Raw genomic sequence first — 17,371 nt, forward strand, 5'->3', positions numbered from 1 at the left:
ACGAGCTAAGTTACAAATTTTATAGATTGATCGTCAGGATTTTTTTCTTGCTTTTTTTGTCGCTCAACACGACTGTATTGTAGGGTAATGTATCCGTTCCCAGCGGAATTGGCAGCTTAAAACTGGGGCTTTTATGATCGAGTTCGCCTAAATCAATGCTTTTCGTTATATCGCCATCTGTTGCCAGATAAGCGGTAAGTTCTCCTTTATAATCTTCAATTAAAAAGTCTCTAAAGAAAACGACTGCCCCACCCTCAGGATCTATACCAAGGATGACCGTACCGCTGAAAGTTGTGCCTTTTCGTTCTTCATCAACCGTTGCCACTGTGATTTCCGAGGGGTCTTGACCGGACTTATCTGCCATAAACTTTTTCCTGGGCGAATTCTCAACAATTGAAAATGATTTTACAAGAGCGCTATGGGCGATCGCAAAACTCTCAGGACGTATTTCTGCATCGGTCTTGCAAATGTATAGCCAAGTTACTTCTGGTTATACGCCTAATTGGAAGATTGAGTAGGGATGATTCGGGGCTGAAAGCGATCACGTTAGCGAAGCGAGGCGTTAGCCTAGCGTTGCTGCAAAGCAGATCGCATCGCAGAAACCTGATAGAGGGGAGACGTTGAGAAGTTTCCGCATAACTTGATCCGACCTTGCCTCGGCAGTAGAGTGCCCTTATCTGTGAACTGACAGGTTTATGGAGTCCAAGGATATATAATGAAAAACGCTATAAATTCAACTTTGCTAACACCTCAGCTAAATCTTTATCCGCCCATTCCCTGTCTTGTCTTGCTACCGCCAAATCTGTCAAAATATCTGCGATCGCCCGATGCACAACTTTATCGCTAACATCCACAAACTGCGACGGACTAAGATTATAATCCGCTTCCCTCAATTCCTCTAACTTAATAACTTTACTCAGCTTCTCCCGCGTTTCCCAATTGCGATAAACCTCATCAACCGCCTTAATCCCTTCCTTTGTCAAAATATTCTTGGGATCGCCCTTAACAAAATAATCAGCAGCATTAATCAGTAAAAACTCGCCCTTACGATTCAGAGGTTTCAGGCGATTTAACAAAATTACCACTCCTGGCGCAGTCGTGTTATAAAACAAATTTTCAGGTAGCAAAATCACCCCTTCAACTCTGTCTTTTTCCACAAATTCCTTACGGATGTCCCTTTCTTGATTTTTGTTCTGACTCCCGGAACCGCGAGATACCGCACCTGTATCCAAAACAACCGCCGCCCGTCCGTTATCTTTCAGCGATGCCCAAATATGCTGCACCCATCCCCAATCTGCGGAAGATTTGGAGGCAATTCCGTCTTTGAACCGTTCAAAAGAATCTTCTTCGTAAGCATCTGCGCCGTAGTTGTCCTGATTCCACATCGGATTAGCAACCACATAATCAAAGCGCATCACCTTCTTGTCAACCGTAAATTTAGGTTGCCTAAATGTATCGCCAATCTCAATTTGTGTATCAGTAAAATCCTGCAAAAACATATTCATTTTAGCGATCGCGAAAGTTGTCCAGTTCAACTCTTGCCCAAATAACCGAGGTGCTTTACTCTCTTCCCCTGGATGCTTACGATTGAACACCAGACGCGGCTTAGTCAACAACCTACCCGATCCACAAGTGGGATCATAAATCTTCGTGTAAGGTTCCGGGTCAATAATTTCCGCAATCAACCAACCCACCTCTGATGGTGTGAGAAACTCCCCCGCACTTTGCCCCTGTCCTTCAGCAAACTTCCGCAGCAAATACTCATAAGCTTCCCCCAAAACATCCGCATTGGTATTCTTTAACCCCAACCGATGCCGACTGATGACTTCAATCAAGTCCTTTAAATGGTCATCATCTAAAACGCGCTGATTGCTTTGCTTCTCGTTATAATCCTTCAGCGTCAGCGTTCCCGATAACCCAGGATTGCGCTTTGCCACCTCCCGCATCGCTGTTGTGACAAACTCTCCTAAGCCATCTTTAGGATGAAAGCGAATCGCCTCCCAACGGTATTCATGGGGGACATAGTAACGCACAATCGGCTGACGATTGTTTTTAATTGCATCTTTGTGATCTGCTTCAATGAAAGCACGGGCTAAGTCTCCACCCCCAAACTTCTCGGCGCACTTTTCATACTCATCATCAAAGACATCAGACAGCCGTTTGTAGAAAATTAGCGGCAGAATAAAATCCTTGAATTTTGGTGCATCCGTCGCACCGCGTATCTTACAAGCAGCATCCCACAGCCATTGTTCCATTGCCGGAATATCCAAGCGATCGCCAGCTTGCGCTAACTGTAGAAGTGGTAAATCTCCAGAACCGTTTTTCTCTGTTAGCTTTTTGCTGTTTTTCCTTATTCCACGCGGCACTATACTTAACTCCTGCGTTAGCGAAGCAGACCTGTAGGTATCGCTTCTATCTTATGAAAGAGAATCCCTATTTTTGCAGTTTCTCGGCTAATTGTTGATAAATGATATCTAACCACACAGAAATCACAGGTTGACCTTGTTTTAGAGATGCTCTCTTCTCTACGAGAGGCTCCGCCAACGAGTCCGCTCTCTTCGCCACGGAGAGCGAGTATTTTCGAGTCGCGTCTGGGGATTTAACCCCAACACAAAACTTGCGTGATTTTTGAACCGGGGGACTTCAACCCACGGAACTAGTTAAATCGACAGCGACTGCAAAAGCATTCCTTATTCCACCAACGCCAAATAGATCAAACGCTTGCTGCACTAAATCAGTTTGGAGAATCAGAGTTAGATCAGTATCGCCCTTTGGCAACTGACAACATAAGATTTTGTTGATGGGTGACGAGGGATTTGAACCCGCAACCAATAGATTAAGAGTCTACTGCTCTACCGTTGAGCTAGTCACCCGCACGAATAACAATCATAGCACAACTTCTGAGATAGCTAGTAGGGAAATTTGATCGTGAAGGTGGTTTGACCTGCTGCACTCTCTACATAAATTGAGCCGCCTAAATGTCTGACCATTTTCTGCACTAATGCCAATTCCAGCCCCGTGCCGCTATGTTTCCAAGGATCGTGTTTGGAAAGGTGATAGAAAGGTTCAAAAATCCGTGAAAGTTCATTGCTGGTAAGCTCTATTCCCGAATTGGTAATATTAAGCTCGACTGTATCCCCGATCAACTGAGCAGAGACTGCGATCGCTTCCCCGGCTGGGGTGTATTTGCAGGCATGGTTGAGCAGTTCGGTGACAATCCGCTCCAAATCAGTGATATCTGTCTCCAAAGGCGGCAGCGCACGATCTACAGTCAGGTTTAACTGCTGTCGCTGGCAGTTGGTGAGGTCTCGAAAAGACTCGATAATGGGGTGAAGCCAGCTTTGAAAGTCAATGGCAATCAAGGTTGGGGGATCGGGTTCGGCTTCGAGATATGTGAGTGTGAGTAGGTCGTTAATTAACTTGCTTTCTCGCCCACACTCGTTATGCAGAATCTGCAAGAGTTGCGGCACTATTTCTATTTCTGATATTTCTGCTGGTGTGAGCACACTTTCGAGAGTTTGGACTGCAAGGCTAATGCTTGTTATTGGTGTCCGCAGTTCTTGGGATAGAGTTCTGAGAAATTGGTTTTTGAGCTGATTGCATTTTTCTAATTCTTTTACCTGTGCCTGGTTTTGTTTGTAAAGCTGGGCTTGACGAATGGCGATCGCACATTCATTTGCTATCTGCTGCATTAGCTCAATTTCAAATTCATCAAAAGCCTCTTGTGATGGTCTTGTCAACCAAATATTTCCCAAAATCCCTTGAGGATCAAAAATTGGACAAGCCATCTGGGACATAACTAGCAACTTTGGTTCCCATCCCGGTACAATTTCCAAAAATTGCAATGGTTGTTTTTGCAACAGTGGCTGATAAACTTCAAGATGGTCTGCAATCTGTTTAGTTAATCCTTGAAGCTTAGGCAAATTAATACTGTACTCGTAAGTAATGGTAACTAGAGTTTGGCAGGTACTGTAGAGTTCAATTTGGCAACGCTCAAGGTTTAGTAACTTTGCTAATTCCTGGGTAAGTGTCTGCAACACCTGAGTTTGATCCAGACTGTCGCGGATTTGTTCTGTCATACGTCGCACCAAGGCTTCAAAGTTTCGCACCTGCTGCAACTGACTGATGTGTTTCTGCTTGTGTAACTCCATCTTGGCTTTGAGATCCTGGAGTTGCTGATCAAGTTCTGCCTGTTGGACTGCAATGCCGATTTGAGTTGCCAACTGCTTGAGTAAGTCAGTTTCCGTTTGCTGCCATTGACGCGATTCACAGCAATGCTGGGCAATCAATAGCCCCCACATATCTTGCTCTTGGAAAATTGGCACAACGAGATTGGCTCTTATCTGCAAAGATGCCAGTAAATCTAGATGGCAAGGATGCAAGTCGGCTGCATAAATATCTTCGATAACTTGAATGCAACCTCGTCCATAGTGTTCTGGATGTTTGCCACTGAAACAGGGATCGGTGATGTTTTTTCCCAATAGGGGATCGCTGGCAGCTACAGTTGATTCGGCAATGATTACTCCACTACCATCAGCCTCGAAACGATAAATTAACACGCGATCGCAATTCAAAAACTGCCGCAGCTCAATTGTTGTCTGATGCAGAATTGTCTCTAATTTTACAGATTGGTGAATCCGTGCGGCGATCGCTTCTAGCAGTTGCTCCCGTTCGACCTGGATAACTGCTTGTTCTGCTTGCTTAACAGGGGTAATATTACTACTAGTACCAATCAGTCGATAAACCTTAGAGTTAGCATCCTTTAGTGGGGTGAGAGTCGTACTCCACCAAGTAGGAACTCCCTGGAATTGCAAACATTGTTCGTAAGAAATAGTTGTGCCGAATCGCACGCAGTCAGTATAATGCTGACGCACCTTGCCAGCATCAAGGGTACAAAGAATATCCTCTGGTTTTTTGCCTCGGAGATCGTCTGAGCGAATTCCTATCCACCGCTCATGAGTAGGATTAAGGGCCACATATTGAAAATCCCCATCCTCCAAAACATCAACTACAAATATTGATGCCTGCACAGAATCGTACATACTTAGTAGAAACTGCTCGCTACTACTTTTTTCATCTACTTCTGTGCCGAAAAGAATTTGAGGTGGTGATAATTTTGTCAACTCCATAGTTGATTCTACTGGATTTATATTCATGCGAGAGTCCCACTCTTGTATTACTGACTCTTCTAGGCGCTCTCTTGTCGTTAAGCTTGTAGTAGATGCACTTTAGCGCCTATAGCAAAGTATTGTCAGCTGTTGCTCATCGAATTTTTGATCTTTCTCTACTTCTTGTCAGAAATCTAGGAAAGCTAATAGGAGTCAGCTTAACAAAATCCTGCTTTTTGAAGGTGAAAATACATTTGCAGGTGAGGGCAAACTTTCTGCAATTTGTTTTTAACAGTTTTTTAAGATTTTTGCATATATCTAAGTGCAAACCTAAGTATATATCAATTAAATTTATAATTCTTAATAAGGGGAGTTACAATCGCAATTTGTGAGCATTGATTCCTGTGAGGATACCAACCAGCAGCCAAGTGATGCCTAATCCGATGACTTCGCCTAAAAATAACTGGCTTAAGTAGCGGCAAATCGTTCCTACAAAAGAACCTACGGGGACAACAACAGCCCAACTTGCCGCAGAGACAAATATCCATCGCCACGCTACAGGCTGGGGAATTGCTAACCATTGTGCCAATCCAATCCCCAAGCCGCCAAGGGCACCATAAACCGTCCCTGACAAAATTCTCAGGGGAAGAATCTGAGTGCTAGGTACTATCCAACCCACTGCACCAATACCGATCGCGGTGATAATACTCCAACCCAAAATACTTGACAAAATCCACCTGATACAAGATATAGGTTTTTTGAGAAGACAACCTTGAGGAAGTGCGATCGCAAATCCGCCAATAGCAGCCTCTACCACCCCAACATCTGGCTTTTCGCCGACTTCAATTAAGAGTAAACTCAATAAAAATCCACCAAAAGTAGCTAAAGTCCACAGGAATGTAAAGCCAAATCTAGTATTTTTAGGCGCGAATGGCATCAAAGTTTCTTTGTTTTTAATAGTCTGACAGTTTTTGCATTAAACATTTCAAAAAAACCTTTGCGTCGCTGTTGGGGTGATTCTGGTACGATGTAACCCCACAGACTCTCCCAGTAAAAAAAGGAGATACCATCAAAATTGCGATCGCGCACTACCTGAACCTGTTCTCTAACTTGTGCCATTTTCACCGGATTTCTGAAAGTTCCTGTTGATATCCCAATACCTACAGGAATTATACTTTGAGCCAATTTTATAGATGGAAGTTCTAGTTGAGCGATAAAAGACTTTTTGTCATTTCGATATACCTGCAAAATTAACTCATTAACTAAACCTTTTTTTACCCAATTTTCCCAATCTTGCAAATAGTATTTGTAGGCAAAAGCTTGATTGTTAGGAGATAAAGATATTCTAACTTTGGGTTTAACCGCCTTGACAGCTTGGTAGATTTCTGCCATAAAATCAGTAATTTTATCTGCCCGCCACCGCATCCATTCTGAGTTAAAAGGGTCAGTTGGGGGACTTTTACCTTGATGCTCTTGTTGATAGAGTTCTATAGTGAAGCGATCGTACCCGAACTGTACAGGCATCCCAAAATGGTCGTCAAGCTGAATACCGTCTACATCGTAATTCCTCACTACTTCCAAAATTAGCTCTTGAATAAACTCTTGCACTTGCGGATGTAAAGGATTCAACCAGGCCAGCTTAGTTACTAAAATATTGTCGATTTCTTCTGGGGGGGCATCTTGAGTAGACTTTATACCTTCTTGCCCAATTGTCAACCAGTCGGGATAACGCCTTGCTAATTGTGAATAATGCGGTGTCATGAATCCGTATTCAAACCAAGGAATGACTCTCAAATCTTTATTTTTACCAAGTGTTACTATCTTTGTTAAAACATCCTGTCCACCATGCATGAAGTTAAGCAAAGGTTGAGTTTCTGAGCCTGTAGTTATTTTGGCTACTGCACTTTTATAAAAAGTATGTCCTCGGTTCCAAACTACAGGATAAATTGTATTAAAGTTGAGAGCCGATAATTGATTTATAGCACGGTTAATACCCCAAGGGAGAAATAGTACACCACTACCAACATTAGTTAGCCAAACGCCGCGAATTTCTGTAGTTAAAGGACTGGTTTTTTGGGAATAAACTGGCAGTGAAGAGGGTAAAAAAACTGTTAAAGTGACTACTAATCCCAAACACAGCAAGCAAGAAACACAACGTCGAGCAAACCGATTCATTTGTAAGCGTTACCTAGTGCGATCGGAATATATATAACTACAAAATAAAGTTGTAATCCTCCGGATGATGTAAAGAAATGATGATTCAGAATTCAGAATTCAGAAGTCAGGAGTCAGAATAGTTGAAATAATACGGAGCCAGTTTTGGTAATGAATATACTTAACGATACCAAAACATAATAACTTATGACTCCAAACTGCTAATTCCTAACTCCTTAATTCTAACTCCTGAATTCTTTCTTCTTAAAATCTTTCCACACCTTCAAATTGTTTGAGTGCCGATGCATTTGCTGCTTCACCACAAGTTCGTGGTGTAGGGAATATCTTTTCAGGATTTGCTAACCCTTTAGGATTAAAAACTTGCCGCACCCATTGCATAGTTTCTAAATCAACTTCGCTAAACATCTGTGGCATATAGCACTTTTTCTCTGCACCAATGCCATGTTCACCAGAAATACTACCACCGACTTGCACACAAAGTTTGAGAATTTTTCCACCCATTTCTTCTACTTGCTCTAATGCTCCAGATACAGAATTATCATAAAGAATTAGTGGATGAAGATTCCCATCGCCAGCGTGAAACACATTAGCAACACGATAACCATATTGTTTACTTAATGTCTCAATTTCATGTAAAACATAAGGCAACTGAGTCCGAGGAATTACACCATCTTGTACATAATAGTCTGGACTTAAATGCCCAGCCGCAGCAAAAGCCGCTTTGCGTCCTTTCCATAATTTCAATCGGGTTTCTGGGTCAGTAGCAGAAGTGACATTCCGCGCCCCATTCTTTTTACAAATTTCGGTAACTCGCTGCTTATTCCCTGCAACTTCCACTTCTAAACCATCAATTTCTATTAGTAAAATAGCAGTAGCATCGCGGGGATAACAATTAGTTGCTACCACATCTTCAACTGCATTAATGCTGAAGTTATCCATCATTTCCATACCACCAGGAATAATTCCGGCGCTAATGATGTCAGAAACAGTTGCTCCTGCAGCTTCAATGCTAGTAAAATCTGCCAACAGTACACAAATTGATTCTGCACTTTTGAGAATTCGCAAAGTAATTTCTGTGGCAATTCCTAAAGTACCTTCGGAACCAACAAACACACCTGTTAAATCATAACCAGGCATTTCTGGAATTTGTCCGCCTAAATCAACAATTTCCCCTTCTGGCGTGACAATTTTTAATCCTAAAACATGGTTAGTAGTAACACCGTATTTGAGACAATGTACGCCACCAGAATTTTCAGCAATGTTGCCTCCAATAGAGCAGATAATTTGACTGGAAGGGTCAGGAGCGTAGTAAAATCCAGCACCACTGACAGCCTGTGTTACCCAACTATTAATCACCCCTGGTTGTACAACTGTTCTTTGATTTTCTAAATCAATGCTGAGGATTTGCCGCATTAGCGAGGTTACAATTAAAACAGAGTCTTTCACTGGCAAAGCGCCGCCAGATAGACCAGTGCCAGAACCGCGTGCTATGAAAGGTATAGAATATTGATTACATATCTTTACAACTTGGGCAACTTGTTCTGTAGTTCTGGGTAACACTACTATAGCCGGACGTTGGCGATAGCCAGTTAAACCATCGCATTCATAGGTAATGAGTTCTTCGCGGCGTTGCACCACACCATTTTTGCCAAGGACAGCCTCGAATGCTTTGATAATAGGTTTCCAGTTGAGTTGTTTTTTATCTTGGGTAAGCATAGTTTTTTAAAGTTCAAGGTAGATGTATAGAGGATTGCTGGCTTTTTTGGGACGTATTAATTACTATTGTTGCAAGAATAGCAGTCAAAAGTGAGTAAAAGCGATCGCATGATTTGAGTACCGAAGGTGCGATCACATTTGATGGAGAGGAAAAAGTTACTGGGCTTGAAGAATAATAGAACCTAATATCCTGTATGGTCTTAAGTTTTGCTCTTCAACCAACCAACTGCCTACAAAATCTAATCCTGAGTATCTTGAGATATCAGAGCGGTTAAATTTGCATATATATAAAATAAGCTTGTCATTTTTATAAATATATTTGTAAGTATATTTCTTGAGGCATGTATATATTAATTTAAGTCTATGTCTAGCAATATATATGATTTGCATCAAAATAGAGTTCAGGAAGAGGCTGAATATCTTGCATCCCTTGAACACTCCATTATATATACAGGCTCAATTGGTGTAGGTAAAACAATAGGGATCATTGGTTACGCTGGTGTTACCAAGATGGGAATGTTTTATCGACTGGAGATGAACGAGCTTCCCAAGCCGAACAACGCACCCAATTACTAGCAGAAAGGCTACGGGCTATGGGCGTAGATCCCGACGCTCTCTAGGACACTTGCTGTAAAGACGCAAAAAAATCTTTGCGTCTTTGCATGAATGAGCAAAAAAATCTCACGAACTCGTGCAACTGATAAACTCATTTATACGCAGCCAAACTTTCTCTAATAAATCAGGATCATTCGCATCAAACCATTCAATTTGCGGATATGCTCGAAACCAAGTGCGTTGTCGCTTGGCAAATTGTCGTGTATGCAAAATTATTAATTTTTTCGCTTCATCTAAGGAAATATCCCCAACCAAATATTGCTTAATTTCTTGATATCCCAAAGTATTCAACAAAGACAAATCAGCGCCATATTTTTGACAAAGATACTCCACCTCAGGAACCAAACCATTTGCGATCATTTGCTCAGTACGTTGTTTAATTCGAGTACCCAACTTTTCAACATCGCAATCTAAACCAATTTGCAAAATCGGATAATTTGGTGGATTCTCCCCTTGCTGTTCTGAAATTGGATATCCAGTTACATAAAATACCTCTAATGCTCGTAAAGTTCTTACGTAATCGTTGCCATGAATCTTTTGTGCGGCAACTGGATCAACTTGTTGTAAAATCGCGTAGAGTTGTGGTTGACCTAAAGATTCAAGCTGCGATCGCAATTCTGTTTGCGGTGCAACTTTCGGAATTTTCATACCTTGGATAATCGAACGAATGTATAAACCAGTACCACCAACTAGAAAAAGCGGTGTAACACCAACAGAAGCAATTAAGGCTTGTGTTTGCTCCTGATAATCTGCTACTGTCATCATGTCTGTTGGCTCGCAGATATCTATTAAATAGTGCCGCACCAATTTTTGTTCAGCCACAGTTGGTTTCGCCGTCCCAACATCAAACTCACGGTAAACTTGACGAGAATCAGCACTAAGAATTACAGAACTCAACCGCCTTGCCAAAGCCAAAGCCAAACCCGATTTACCCGTTGCCGTCGCCCCACAAATCACAATTAATTTAGTCATTTGTCATTTGTCATTTGTCATTTGTTATGGGGCATTGGGCATTGAGCATCGGGCATTAGACAATAATTAATAGTTCTTCTCCCCCTGCTCCCCCTGCCCCCTCCGCTCCTCTGCCCCTCTTGCACGGTACTGCAACCCCAGTATAAACTTCTCTTGAAAATGCCCTACAGACGCCAGCAAGGCTTTTGTGTTACAATCTTGGAGTGTTTTTACTTTTATTTGCCTTTCGGCGATTTCAACCCCACGCATCAGGAGAGTTTACATGACGAGCAGTTACAGTGCCGATCAGATTCAAGTTCTGGAAGGTCTGGAAGCCGTCCGCAAAAGACCAGGAATGTACATCGGTACCACTGGGCCGCGAGGACTCCACCATTTAGTTTACGAGGTGGTGGACAATTCAATTGATGAGGCTTTGGCGGGTCATTGCACTCATATAGAAGTGGATATCAACGCTGATGGTTCCGTGACTGTAACAGATGATGGTCGTGGTATTCCCGTCGATACTCACTCGCGCACTGGAAAATCGGCTTTGGAAACCGTAATGACGGTACTGCACGCCGGTGGTAAGTTTGGCGGCGGTGGCTACAAAGTTTCTGGAGGATTGCACGGGGTTGGTATTTCTGTTGTTAATGCCCTATCTGAGGTTGTAGAAGTTACGGTTTGGCGAGATAAAAAGGTTCATCTTCAACGCTACGAACGCGGTATCCCAGTTAGCGATCTGCAAGTCAAGCCTTATAAAGAAGCTAGAACTGGAACTTCTGTTACTTTTAAGCCAGATACTCAAATATTCACTACTAGCATTGAGTTTGATTACATCACTTTATCAGGTCGCCTACGAGAATTGGCGTATCTGAATGCAGGTGTCAAAATTACTTTTACTGACCACCGTTTAGAACTACTAAAAAGCGATACAGCTAAGGTAGAAACCTACGAGTACAAGGGTGGGATCAAAGAGTACATTGCGTACATGAACCGTGAGAAGCAACCGCTGCATGAAGAAATTATCTATGTGCAGGGAGAACGGAACAATGTACAAGTGGAAGTCTCTTTACAGTGGTGTACTGATGCTTACACGGATAATGTGCTAGGTTTTGCTAACAATATTCGTACGGTGGATGGTGGTACGCACTTAGAAGGCTTGAAGGCGGTTCTGACGCGGACATTAAATGCGATCGCCCGCAAACGCAATAAAATTAAAGAGAATGAACCTAACCTCAGTGGCGAACACGTCCGCGAAGGTTTGACTGCGGTAATTTCCGTTAAGGTCCCCGATCCAGAATTTGAAGGACAAACCAAAACCAAACTCGGTAACACTGAAGTACGGGGAATTGTCGATTCTTTGGTAGGAGAAGTCCTTACCGAGTATCTAGAATTTCATCCCAGCATTGCTGATGCAATTTTAGATAAAGCTATCCAAGCTTTCAAAGCCGCAGAAGCCGCGCGTCATGCACGGGAATTAGTTCGGCGCAAATCCGTACTAGAATCTTCGCCATTACCTGGTAAATTGGCCGATTGTAGTTCTCGTGACCCCAGCGAATCTGAGATATTCATCGTGGAAGGGGACTCAGCAGGTGGAAGTGCAAAACAAGGACGCGATCGCCGCACTCAAGCAATCTTGCCTCTACGTGGTAAAATTCTTAACATTGAAAAAACTGACGACGCTAAAATCTATAAAAATAACGAAGTTCAATCGTTAATTACAGCACTTGGTTTAGGTGTTAAAGGTGATGAATTCGATTCCACCCAACTGCGTTATCACCGCATAGTCATTATGACGGATGCTGACGTAGATGGAGCGCACATCCGTACTTTGTTGTTAACATTCTTCTATCGATATCAGCGATCGCTCATTGAACAAGGTTTTATTTATATTGCTTGTCCCCCACTGTATAAAGTAGAACGGGGACGTAATCATGAGTATTGCTATAGCGATCGCGAAAAAGATCAAACAATCGCCAAATTTCCGGCTAACGCCAACTATACCATCCAACGCTTCAAAGGTTTGGGTGAAATGATGCCACAACAACTCTGGGACACCACCATGAACCCAGAAACCCGTAAAATGAAGCAAGTCGAAATTGAGGATGCCGCCGAAGCCGATCGCATCTTCACAATTTTAATGGGCGATCGCGTCGCACCCAGACGAGAATTTATCGAAACCTATGGCTCTAAACTCAACTTCACTGACCTAGATATCTAAATACCAGCAGTCTTAAATCATTCGTAAAAAATAAGATCCCCGATTTCTTAAATAAATCGGGGATCTTTAGCTTTCAAGCATTGCTTAACATTACTGCAACAGATTTTGGTAAAGACTTTATATCCAAAATCTTATAAAAACTACCTCTTTTGGTTGATGACAAATTATGTATTTTATAAAAGTTTTAGATTCATATTTTTTTACTACAAAGTATGTCGTTAGATGAGTGACTATATCCATAAATTCATAAACTATTGTTAATAATTCCCTATTCACCTGGATTCTACACAAAGCTATGAAAGCGAGCAAAGGCATACTAGGAAAAGCATTGTTCAATATTATTGGCATAGGTAGCTTAGTTGCTCTGTCTGCCTGCGCTCAACCTGTCGCAGAAGCCCCTACAGTAACTGTCTCTCCAACAACTGTCCCGCTCGTCACGCCAACTCCTACTGCAACTATTGCCACCCAAAATTTAGCCGAATTGGCAAAGTCAGCAGCTAGTCAAGGACAATTTAAAACTCTCATTCAAGCAGTGCAAGCTGCTGGCTTAACTGAACAATTGGCTACACCAGGCCCTTACACAATATTTGCACCTACTGACGCCGCGTTCTCTGCTTTACCAAAAGCTACTCTAGACCAACTCTTACAGCCAGCAAACAAACAACAATTAGTCAAGCTTCTGTCCTACCACGTTATACCTGGGGGAATTACCTCCCAGCAATTGACATCTGGAGAAGTTAAAACAATTGAGGGTAGTCCCGTTAAAATCACAGTTGATCGTGCCAGTAACTCAATCACAGTTAACAACGCTAAGGTGACTCAGCCAGATATCCCAGCTAGCAATGGCATCGTTCATGTAGTTGACCAGATACTTCTCCCACCTAATTTGCCTGCAAGTCTAAACACTACCCCAACACCACGGTAGTTCAGCAAAGTTCATAGTCTCCAGTTTTCATAGGGGTAGTTTTGAAAGCCACCATGACTTTGAACTAATTGCTAACAATTAATTAAAAATTTAGATTCACTTGTCACACAAGTGATGATTTGGCACTACAAAAACTACAAATATTCCCAATTTATCGGTTATAGGGAACCATATAATTTGCTTATTGTCAATACTTTCCAAACAATCAATGCTCGATTGTTAACACAACTACTAACTTTATTGGAAAATTAGTCCAGATAATACTCTTTGCTCTGACTCGTTGATTAATTTGGACTACCAGCGAAAAACACATTTGTTATGCTTTAAGAAAATAACTAAATATCATCTATCAAACAGCAATTAATAAGTATTTTGAGGATTTCTGATCTTAAGATGACAGAAACTTACCGAAATAAAAGTATTGAAATTTACCATTAATTTACGCAAAAAAGTTTTGTAACCAAATCATCAGGTAATTTGCTGGGTTCTCTATGTTCGAGGTAATAGCTGTTGTAAGTACACGCCAGAAGGCTGAAAACTTGTTAATATCTTCATATAGTGTCGTGGCGATCACTATTGTATCGTATGTATCTAATGTACTTTTGCCCAAGATAAGACGATATTGGCAAGTTCGCAGGACAAATTGTTTTTGAATTGATTAAAATATCCTTGTATACAATAAAAAAAGTTTGTCAAGTTTCATAGGGCTGAAATCGCCACAGTGCGCTAACGTGTGAATAAGACCGAATTAGTAAACCTAAATCGATCTCCAATCGGATCGATCTGCCACCGCCTCAACTCCTCAGTTAAGGTAGTTAGTACGCAGAAGGTTAACTGCTTTCAGGCAAGTACCACCACCGTTGTTGTATTTACCCAAGGACAATACCCGTTTTAGTCTAAGGGATGCTTAATTTATGAAGGAAATGTAAAAATGAGTAGGTTAAGACGAATAGTCTGAGTTAACATAAAATGCACTCTTTCTCAGTAATTAATGTTGTGTAAAATACATGAAATTCGGCAGAAGCAAGCGTACTTACTTCGTAATGTAATAAGAGCGTCACTGCAATTCCGAAAAGTGGAGAAAAAATTTCCGGGTATAAATCCCGTTTTCAATGTCTTTTTGGTGAAAATAGCTAACAGTTGCTTAATGAATTCATGATTAATACACAAAAAGAGTGCAATTTCTGTGAAACAGGCTACAATCGGAAGAGTCTTTATACGAAAATTTGCCAACAGTATGAACTCATTTGTATAGAGTGGCAATTTTTTTGATAAAGGCAAGTATTTTTTTTGATCAGTTAGTTGAAAGCAATATGTGATAGTAACACATATAACATTTACTAAAGTGAGCAAGTCACCTTTAGTATTTGCTTAAACTAAAGTAAAAACCCTCCTACCGGAGGTGTAAAACGTCCGAAAATATCTCTGGCAAATCTGCCAAAAAGCTTATTTTCGGTTGGCAATTGGCTCGTTTAAAAGAGCGCTAAACACATCTTGAGTAATTGATTCTGCAAGGAGCATGAGGAACGCGGCATGAACCAGGCTAACAACGTACTCGAAAGCATATATCAGCCTGACCTAGAAATAATTAATCAGCCTGAGCTCGAGTTAGAAGAACTCTTAATAGACGATGAAGAGGACTTGCTGATCATCGATGAAGGTGACGAGGAATTTTTAGAGCCTCAGTCTGATGAGGACGACGCAAAGTCTGGAAAAGCCGCTAAATCGCGTCGTCGGACACAAAGCAAGAAAAAGCACTATACCGAAGATTCAATTCGGCTTTACTTGCAAGAAATTGGTAGAATTCGTCTGTTGCGGGCAGACGAAGAAATTGAATTGGCGCGGAAGATAGCCGATTTGCTGGAATTAGAGAGGGTACGCGAAAGACTCTGTGAGCAATTAGATCGCGATCCTCGAGATAGTGAATGGGCAGAAGCAGTACAACTGCCACTACCAGCCTTTCGTTATCGCCTCCATGTTGGTCGCAGGGCGAAAGACAAGATGGTGCAATCTAACCTGCGTCTTGTAGTTTCAATTGCTAAGAAGTACATGAATCGTGGTTTGTCGTTCCAAGACTTAATTCAGGAAGGCAGTCTCGGTTTGATTCGTGCCGCTGAAAAGTTTGACCACGAAAAAGGTTATAAGTTTTCTACTTATGCTACATGGTGGATTCGTCAAGCAATTACCCGCGCGATCGCAGATCAATCCCGCACAATTCGTCTTCCAGTTCACCTTTACGAAACCATTTCTCGGATTAAGAAAACTACCAAGTTACTATCTCAAGAAATGGGTCGCAAACCCACTGAAGAAGAAATCGCTACTCGCATGGAAATGACCATTGAGAAGTTGCGATTCATTGCTAAATCCGCCCAGTTACCTATTTCACTAGAAACGCCAATTGGTAAAGAAGAAGATTCTCGATTGGGCGATTTTATTGAATCCGATGGTGAGACACCAGAAGACCAAGTTTCCAAAAATCTTCTGCGCGAAGACCTTGAAAAAGTCCTCGACAGTCTCAGCCCACGCGAACGCGATGTTCTCAGACTGCGTTACGGCTTGGATGATGGTCGGATGAAAACCCTTGAGGAAATCGGACAGATTTTCAACGTCACCCGCGAACGAATTCGTCAAATTGAGGCGAAGGCACTCCGCAAGTTACGCCACCCAAATCGTAACAGCGTTCTCAAAGAGTATATTCGGTAGTAATTAGTCAATAGTCATTAGTCATTGGTGAGCCAGTGCGGTCTTGGGGGTTTCCCCCATGAGTAACTGGCGAACCCGGAGGGTCATTAGTGAATAAACAAATGACAAATGACAAAACAAATAAAAAACCTGGTAGTGAATTAACACTCCAGGTTTTTTTATTTATAGGTTATCTTAAATATTAAACACTTATAGGATGCCCCAAAAATGTAGAAAGCCTTGACCAGAAAAAAGCTCAACCAAAACGGCTGCTAAAAAGCCAATCATTGCCAAGCGACCGTTCCAAATTTCTGCTTGTGGGGTAAAGCCCCAACGCCAAGCGTTACGATCTTCAATTACGGGAGTAGTGACTTTTGTTGTGCTTGCATTTGTCATGGTTAGGACTCCAAACTTAATTTTTAAGGTTTATTGCCTTATGTAAACTAATATAACAAATATTTTCATAAAGGCAACATTTTTTATATTTTTGTTTCCATACCTTGACATAAAAAATAGGAATTAATAAGAGCTAAAACATCTATCTTTGGATATATAGGACTTACGCAAAAACCCCTTAAACTCTTATTCCTCCGTGTCCTTCTCTAACGAGACGCTGCGCAAATGCGGTTCGATTTTTCGTTGCTTGTACGTAAGTCCTGAACTACTCAAGACTTTTAGGAGAGCATCTTAAGTTATTGAGAGTAATTTGCAATTATTTTATCATGTAAGTAGTTTTTTCAAGCTACACTCGTTGAAAAACAAGAATTTAAATTACAGATAGATGTGTATTAGTTATGAGTTAATTAGTATTTTTTAGTATTAATCTAGGAATCTAGAGTACAAAATGCTTACACTTCAAGGTTGAAAGTACCTTGTTTACCAGTCTTGTGGGTGAAGAGTTAAGTGATTAAGACTGTTTAATGTCTACGCACTCACTAAAATTATTAATTTAGCTTTCTCATCCAGATAGTTAAGTTA

11 protein-coding genes, 1 tRNA gene and 1 pseudogene are annotated in these 17,371 nt (G+C 41.5%); 4 read left to right on the top strand and 9 right to left on the bottom strand.

Going from position 1 to position 17,371, the window contains the following annotated elements:
• Positions 1-19 precede the first annotated feature (19 nt).
• The 7 genes from HWQ58_RS13165 to glcD all read right to left on the bottom strand — a co-directional run bounded on the left by HWQ58_RS13165 (position 20) and on the right by glcD (position 8,999).
• Positions 20-364, bottom strand: a complete 345-nt coding sequence (locus HWQ58_RS13165) for a hypothetical protein (RefSeq protein ID WP_190729359.1) — start codon at positions 362-364, stop codon at positions 20-22.
• A gap of 361 nt (positions 365-725) precedes the next feature.
• Positions 726-2,366 carry a class I SAM-dependent DNA methyltransferase gene (locus HWQ58_RS13170; RefSeq protein ID WP_292862792.1) on the bottom strand — a complete coding sequence of 547 codons (1,641 nt, stop codon included), beginning with the start codon at positions 2,364-2,366 and terminating at the stop codon, positions 726-728.
• A 435-nt stretch (positions 2,367-2,801) separates the two neighbouring features.
• Positions 2,802-2,873 (bottom strand) — tRNA-Lys (locus HWQ58_RS13175).
• Positions 2,874-2,909: 36 nt separating this feature from the next.
• Complete coding sequence (locus tag HWQ58_RS13180) at positions 2,910-5,156, bottom strand: GAF domain-containing protein (RefSeq protein ID WP_292862795.1); 2,247 nt, start codon at positions 5,154-5,156, stop codon at positions 2,910-2,912.
• A gap of 325 nt (positions 5,157-5,481) precedes the next feature.
• On the bottom strand, positions 5,482-6,045 hold the full coding sequence (locus HWQ58_RS13185) for a hypothetical protein (RefSeq protein ID WP_292862798.1): 564 nt from the start codon (positions 6,043-6,045) through the stop codon (positions 5,482-5,484).
• Positions 6,045-7,283 carry a glycoside hydrolase family 10 protein gene (locus HWQ58_RS13190; RefSeq protein ID WP_292862801.1) on the bottom strand — a complete coding sequence of 413 codons (1,239 nt, stop codon included), beginning with the start codon at positions 7,281-7,283 and terminating at the stop codon, positions 6,045-6,047. The genes HWQ58_RS13185 and HWQ58_RS13190 overlap by 1 nt, the downstream gene beginning before the upstream one ends.
• A gap of 243 nt (positions 7,284-7,526) precedes the next feature.
• Positions 7,527-8,999: a glycolate oxidase subunit GlcD gene (gene glcD / locus HWQ58_RS13195; protein ID WP_292862804.1), complete on the bottom strand. Its 1,473-nt coding sequence runs from the start codon at positions 8,997-8,999 to the stop codon at positions 7,527-7,529.
• A gap of 482 nt (positions 9,000-9,481) precedes the next feature.
• Between glcD and HWQ58_RS13200 the strand changes: the two are divergent.
• Positions 9,482-9,619, top strand: a pseudogene (locus tag HWQ58_RS13200) (Uma2 family endonuclease); the annotation flags it as partial.
• A 61-nt stretch (positions 9,620-9,680) separates the two neighbouring features.
• On the opposite strand, the gene miaA reads toward HWQ58_RS13200, so the two are convergent.
• A complete protein-coding gene (gene miaA, locus HWQ58_RS13205; protein WP_292862807.1) occupies positions 9,681-10,586 on the bottom strand; it encodes a tRNA (adenosine(37)-N6)-dimethylallyltransferase MiaA in 906 nt (301 codons plus the stop codon).
• Between the two features lie 262 nt (positions 10,587-10,848).
• Between miaA and gyrB the strand changes: the two genes are divergently transcribed.
• The 3 genes from gyrB to rpoD all read left to right on the top strand — a co-directional run bounded on the left by gyrB (position 10,849) and on the right by rpoD (position 16,414).
• Positions 10,849-12,786, top strand: a complete 1,938-nt coding sequence (gyrB, locus tag HWQ58_RS13210) for a DNA topoisomerase (ATP-hydrolyzing) subunit B (protein WP_292862810.1) — start codon at positions 10,849-10,851, stop codon at positions 12,784-12,786.
• 295 nt (positions 12,787-13,081) lie between these two features.
• Positions 13,082-13,711: a fasciclin domain-containing protein gene (locus HWQ58_RS13215; protein WP_292862813.1), complete on the top strand. Its 630-nt coding sequence runs from the start codon at positions 13,082-13,084 to the stop codon at positions 13,709-13,711.
• 1,533 nt (positions 13,712-15,244) lie between these two features.
• Positions 15,245-16,414, top strand: coding sequence for an RNA polymerase sigma factor RpoD (gene rpoD / locus HWQ58_RS13220; protein ID WP_069073375.1), 1,170 nt, complete (start codon positions 15,245-15,247; stop codon positions 16,412-16,414).
• 189 nt (positions 16,415-16,603) lie between these two features.
• On the opposite strand, the gene HWQ58_RS13225 is transcribed toward rpoD, so the two are convergent.
• Positions 16,604-16,789, bottom strand: a complete 186-nt coding sequence (locus HWQ58_RS13225) for a chlorophyll a/b-binding protein (protein WP_104904897.1) — start codon at positions 16,787-16,789, stop codon at positions 16,604-16,606.
• Positions 16,790-17,371 lie beyond the last annotated feature (582 nt).

The sequence above is a fragment of the Nostoc sp. LPT genome, assembly GCF_017115165.1.
Taxonomy (GTDB): domain Bacteria; phylum Cyanobacteriota; class Cyanobacteriia; order Cyanobacteriales; family Nostocaceae; genus Nostoc.

Excerpts from the sequence above, each read along its gene's own strand:
- HWQ58_RS13165 (WP_190729359.1), bottom strand. The coding sequence starts at position 364 with ATGGCAGATAAGTCCGGTCAAGACCCCTCGGAAATCACAGTGGCAACG.
- HWQ58_RS13180 (WP_292862795.1), bottom strand. The coding sequence starts at position 5,156 with ATGAATATAAATCCAGTAGAATCAACTATGGAGTTGACAAAATTATCA.
- HWQ58_RS13185 (WP_292862798.1), bottom strand. The coding sequence starts at position 6,045 with ATGCCATTCGCGCCTAAAAATACTAGATTTGGCTTTACATTCCTGTGG.
- HWQ58_RS13190 (WP_292862801.1), bottom strand. The coding sequence starts at position 7,283 with ATGAATCGGTTTGCTCGACGTTGTGTTTCTTGCTTGCTGTGTTTGGGA.
- glcD (WP_292862804.1), bottom strand. The coding sequence starts at position 8,999 with ATGCTTACCCAAGATAAAAAACAACTCAACTGGAAACCTATTATCAAA.
- miaA (WP_292862807.1), bottom strand. The coding sequence starts at position 10,586 with ATGACTAAATTAATTGTGATTTGTGGGGCGACGGCAACGGGTAAATCG.
- gyrB (WP_292862810.1), top strand. The coding sequence starts at position 10,849 with ATGACGAGCAGTTACAGTGCCGATCAGATTCAAGTTCTGGAAGGTCTG.
- HWQ58_RS13215 (WP_292862813.1), top strand. The coding sequence starts at position 13,082 with ATGAAAGCGAGCAAAGGCATACTAGGAAAAGCATTGTTCAATATTATT.
- rpoD (WP_069073375.1), top strand. The coding sequence starts at position 15,245 with ATGAACCAGGCTAACAACGTACTCGAAAGCATATATCAGCCTGACCTA.
- HWQ58_RS13225 (WP_104904897.1), bottom strand. The coding sequence starts at position 16,789 with ATGACAAATGCAAGCACAACAAAAGTCACTACTCCCGTAATTGAAGAT.